The 5,202-nt window shown below is 42.1% G+C and carries 3 protein-coding genes; 2 read left to right on the forward strand and 1 reads right to left on the reverse strand.

All coding sequences use genetic code 11. The annotated features are described in order from the left end of the window. Positions 1-45: 45 nt before the first annotated feature. Entirely contained in the window at positions 46-231 is a 186-nt protein-coding gene (locus XM47_RS18570) for a DUF1289 domain-containing protein (protein ID WP_048695971.1), read from the forward strand. A gap of 73 nt (positions 232-304) precedes the next feature. Here XM47_RS18570 and XM47_RS18575 read toward each other — a convergent pair whose 3' ends face one another. After that, positions 305-1,693, reverse strand: coding sequence for a PhoH family protein (locus XM47_RS18575; protein ID WP_048695974.1), 1,389 nt, complete (start codon positions 1,691-1,693; stop codon positions 305-307). 343 nt (positions 1,694-2,036) lie between these two features. Between XM47_RS18575 and rapA the strand changes: the two genes are divergently transcribed. Further along, positions 2,037-4,940, forward strand: coding sequence for an RNA polymerase-associated protein RapA (gene rapA / locus XM47_RS18580; RefSeq protein ID WP_048695977.1), 2,904 nt, complete (start codon positions 2,037-2,039; stop codon positions 4,938-4,940). The last annotated feature ends 262 nt before the right edge of the window (positions 4,941-5,202 follow it).

Genomic DNA, 5,202 nt, shown 5'->3' on the forward strand with positions numbered 1-5,202 from the left:
TATTACAAATATCGCATTGCGCCCTTACCAGTGGTAAAAAATTAAATGACAGAACATATAAAAAACCCATGCATCGGCTACTGCCTATTAAACCAAGATAATATTTGTGGTGGCTGTGGACGAACCAAAGATGAAAGAACCGATTGGATCTTTCTTAATAATGACGAAAAATTAACGATTATAGAAAATTCAGAAAAACGCTTAGCAGAAATAAAACAAGCCGAAAAGTAAGCCTAAACAGACTTACTTTGGCTTAAAGCAAATTTTCTATTTGCCCAAATGAAAACCAAGAGACACGCGCTTGTTACAAATTCTTCTCAGCAAAAGAAGCGAGTTTAGAGCGCATAACACCGGCAATATGTATAGTGGCACTACCTTCAAAATCTTTAAAGCGTTCAACTATATAAGTTAAACCCGAAGTTAAAGGCGACAAATAATTACTATCAATTTGCGCTAAATTACCGCAACAAATCAACTTAGTGCCTTCACCTGCACGAGTAATAATGGTTTTTAATTGTGACGACGTCATATTTTGACACTCATCCAAAATCACAATCGAATTTTGAATACTACGGCCACGCATAAAATTAACTGACTTAAACTGAATATTGGCTTTTTCCATTATGTACTTCATGCTGCTGTCGCGGCACTCATCATGCTTATGCAAAAAATCCAGAGAATCATTAATCGCGCCTAACCAAGGTGCCATTTTTTCTTCCTCTGTGCCGGGTAAAAAACCAATCGACTCAGCAATTTCTGGCGTATTTCGCGTCACAATGATTTTCTCATAAATCCCTTTTTCAACTATCATCTCAAGCGCTGCGGCCAAAGCTAACAGGGTTTTACCACTACCTGCTGGGCCAGTTAATAACACCAAATCAATACTGGTATCTAACAAAGCATCCAACGCCATCGCCTGATGAATATTCTTAGGTGAAATTCCCCAAGCTTCGCGGCCCATTAAGCGCTCATAGCCAATATCGGCTAGCTCGACCTTACTTTCATCGTGAGCAACTACTTTACCGGCAAAACTGTGCGAACTATCAAAAATATACTGATTAATAAACACAGGCTGGGTGAATAAACTCCGTTCAACCGAATGCACCGCATCTCGGCCTTCGGTTTTACTTTCACAATTCGTGACCTTATCCCAAAAGCTGCCATCAATTTCGACATAGCCAGTGCTTAAATATTTAATATCAGAGATAAGCTGATCGGTTCTATAATCCTCAACCTTATTCATCCCTGCGCCTTTGGCTTTTAGGCGCATATTAATATCTTTGGTCACTAACACCACTTCGCGGGGCTTTTTCTCTCGTTGTAAGTGGAGTGCGGCGTTGATAATTCGATTATCGTTTTCAGGGCCGGGTAAGGTTAAATTTTTCTGGTTGAGCAAATGGTCTGGATAAATCGCAAGCTTACCGGTCGAACCATGATCAGCTGTGTACTGAGACATATCAACCCCTTCGGCAATTTGCTCCGGAGTGGCATCGACTAAAGCATCTTCTAATGCGCGAATGGCAATTCGAGCATCTCGGCTGACATCTTTCTTACGGTCTTTAATCGCATCTAACTCTTCCAAAACAGTCATTGGAATAAACACGTCGTGTTCTTCAAAGTTCAAAAAAGCGAAAGGTTCGTGGAGTAGAATATTGGTGTCGAGGATGTAAATTTTGGTAGCTGATTTTGTCATTATGCCCCCTAAGACTAATTAACCAGTGTTCACCAGATAGGCACTTTCCTAATACCCATGTATTTACTATTAAACTAAAAGCGCATAAGAGCAAGTATAATTTTGATGTTTTTTGAATAAGTTAAAAATAAAGTCAGAGCAGGGATGATTAAATTTAAACCACTAAAAAAATTGAGATTTTTAAAAATTGGAGAAAAAACTTTAAAAAAAAGTGCATTTTTTACTAAAGCTGAACTTTAATTAACCAAGTGAACAAAAAACTGAGCCAATCTTGTATTTAGGCCGTGAAAGCCGGTTTAGCTTTGGGTAACATACGCCGCCTAAATTGAAAGTGAGAAAAAACATGAGTGAATTTGCATTAGGGCAACGTTGGATTAGTGATTCAGAGTCAGATCTTGGGTTAGGAACTGTGGTTGTGGTCAACCAGAGACGAATTTCAATGTTATTTCCGGCAACCGGTGAACAAAGAGAATACGTTATCGGTAGTGCGCCTTTAACCCGAGTTATTTTTAACATAGGGGACAAAGTAGAAAGTGCAGACGGATGGAGTTTAGCCGTCACAGAAGTCGATCAAATAGATGGCCTAATTGTCTACACAGGTACTCATGAAGAAACGGGTGAATTAACCCAGTTAATGGAAACACGAATCAACCATCACCTTAAATTTAACAAACCGCAAGACAGACTATTTACTGGTCAAGTCGACCGTAACGACTGGTTCTCACTCAGATACGAATCACTTCAACACCAGCACAAATACCAAACGCATCCACTGGTTGGGCTAGCAGGTGCGCGTACCTCACTTATCCCACACCAACTCCATATCGCCAAAGAAACCGCACAAAGGGTTGCTCCGCGGGTATTACTGTCGGACGAAGTCGGATTAGGTAAAACCATTGAAGCAGGCATGATACTGCATCAACAACTGCTGACAGGGCGCGCATCACGCGTATTAATTTTGTTGCCAGAAGCGCTGCAATACCAATGGCTAGTTGAAATGTTGCGTCGCTTTAATCTTAAATTTGCGATCTTTGACGAAGCCAGATGTGCAGAATACAAAGACACAGACGAAAACCCGTTCGAAACCGAACAACTTATCATCTGCCCACTGAGCCTAGTTTCAGAATCAGAAGTCAGACTAAAACAAGCCCAATCAGCACAATGGGACTTAGTCATAGTTGACGAAGCGCACCACCTAAAATGGAGCGAAGACGCCCCAAGTCAAGACTACCTAGCAGTAGAAGCTTTAGCGAAAGTGTGTGCCGGACTACTTCTGCTAACGGCAACACCTGACCAACTCGGTCACCAAAGCCACTTTGCTCGTTTACGTTTACTCGATCCAGAACGTTTTTACGATTACGAAAAATTTGTCGCCGAAGAATCAGAATACCAAGGCATAGCCGAAATCGCGAAAAAGCTCTCAGGCAACCTTGACCTATCGGCAACCGACCTCACTGTCCTTGGCAGCTTAGAAGGCACAGAACAACGCTTAGTGTTACAAGCCAACGACACAGACGAAGCTAGCCGAACCGCAGCGCGTCAAAGCCTAATCAAAACGCTAATCGATCGTCATGGAACGGGTCGAGTGCTATTTAGAAATACCCGAGCATCGGTTAAAGGCTTCCCGAAAAGATGCGTGCTGCCAGTTGAACTAGAAATGCCAGCAGAATACCAATCATCGGTCGAATGGTGGTTATCGCGTCACGAAGACGACTTATCCGAAAAAGCCATCAAACCACTACTAACGCCTGAATTTTTATACCAATCTGCAATTAGCAACGACATCGAATGGTGGAAGGTCGACCCAAGAGTAGAATGGCTAACCGAACTGGTTAAACAAAACAAACATGAAAAATTCTTAATTATCTGTGCCCATGCCTCAACGGCACTGGCGCTAGAACTTGCAGTCCGAGTTAAACACGGCCTAAGTTCAGCCGTATTCCACGAAGGCATGACCATAGTAGAACGCGACCGAGCTGCAGCATGGTTTGCCGATTTAGAAGAAGGTTGCCAACTACTAATATGTTCAGAAATTGGTTCAGAAGGACGAAACTTCCAATTCTCACGTAACTTAGTGCTATTTGACATACCGCTTAACCCAGATTTATTAGAACAGCGAATTGGCCGACTAGACCGCATAGGTCAAAAACACGACATCCAAATTCACGTCCCATATTTTGCCAGCTCAGCCAGCGAAACCATATTTAAATGGCAACACCACGGCATTAATGCCTACGCCGATACCTGTCCGGGAGGCATAAAAGTATACGAAGAGCAAAGCTCAGAACTACTCGAAATACTGGCAAAATCGAGTCCGCAAGACGTATCGCTAGTACCGCTAATTTCACATGCAAAAACAGCGATAGACGAACTAAACCAACAAATGGAACAAGGCCGAGACATACTCCTTGAGCTAAACTCCAAAGGATTTGACGGCGAAGCAATTGCACAAGAAGTGCTCGAAATGGACGACGACACCTCGTTAGTGGCCTACATGTTTCAAGTGTTTGACGTATATGGCGTGCAACAAGACGATAGAGGCGAACAGTGTTTAGCCATTAACCCAACCGAACACATGTTAGAGCCGCACTTTCCGGAACTAACAGACGACGGCATGACAATTAGTTTTGATCGAGAAACCGCACTGAGTCGAGAAGACGTCAGATTTTTAAGCTGGGATCACCCAATGGTTCAAGGCTGTTTTGAAATGATCAATTCAGGCGAAGTTGGTAACTGCGCCGTCGCTGTACTACCAAACAAAGCGCTACCAGAAGGTACCTACTTAGTTGAACTTATCTATGTAGTTGAAACCAGCGCGCCTAAAAAAATCCAACCGGGACGTTTTTTACCACCAACCCCAGTTAGATTATTACTAGACAAAGCGGGCAACGACCTAAACAGCAAAGTCACATTTAACGGCTTAAACAAACAGCTTAAACCGGTTAAACGCCAAGTCGCCTCACAACTTGCCACAGCACTTCAATCAGAAGTACACCAACTGATTGAAAAATCGGCAGAGATTGCACAAGCGCAACGAGATACTATTGTTGAACAAGCGTTACAAAAAGTGAAACAAGAATTAGGCGACGAACTCACCCGACTAGAAGCCCTAAGCAAAGTGAACCCAAGTATACGTACAGTAGAACTCGACGTACTGAAACAGCAACAAGTTGAATTACTTGAGCACATGAACCAAGCTCGAATTAAATTAGATGCGATTAGGTTAATCGTGGTTAGCCACAGCTAGCTGGATAATTTGAATCTTGCTTTTTTGCTCTAGATTAATACCAGTTCACCTAAATTTTTTGATCTATATTTTATGTAGAAAAAAAGTGCGCTAACAAGGTATGAATTGCCGCTACTAGTAAACTAATAGCAAAATTCATAACCCAGTTTGCGTGCTTTTTAACCCGTAAAATTGAGCAATAGAGCTAAATCAATATAAATTGCGAGTATCAGAGCCATCACAGACAGTTCAATTCAAGGCTTATCATTGCAGGAATGTAGGA

The sequence above is a fragment of the Catenovulum maritimum genome (assembly GCF_001050375.1).
Lineage (GTDB): Bacteria > Pseudomonadota > Gammaproteobacteria > Enterobacterales > Alteromonadaceae > Catenovulum > Catenovulum maritimum.

Bases quoted from the DNA above. Each gene is read 5' to 3' on its own strand.
- XM47_RS18575 (WP_048695974.1), bottom strand. From the start codon at position 1,693: ATGACAAAATCAGCTACCAAAATTTACATCCTCGACACCAATATTCTA.
- XM47_RS18570 (WP_048695971.1), top strand. From the start codon at position 46: ATGACAGAACATATAAAAAACCCATGCATCGGCTACTGCCTATTAAAC.
- rapA (WP_048695977.1), top strand. From the start codon at position 2,037: ATGAGTGAATTTGCATTAGGGCAACGTTGGATTAGTGATTCAGAGTCA.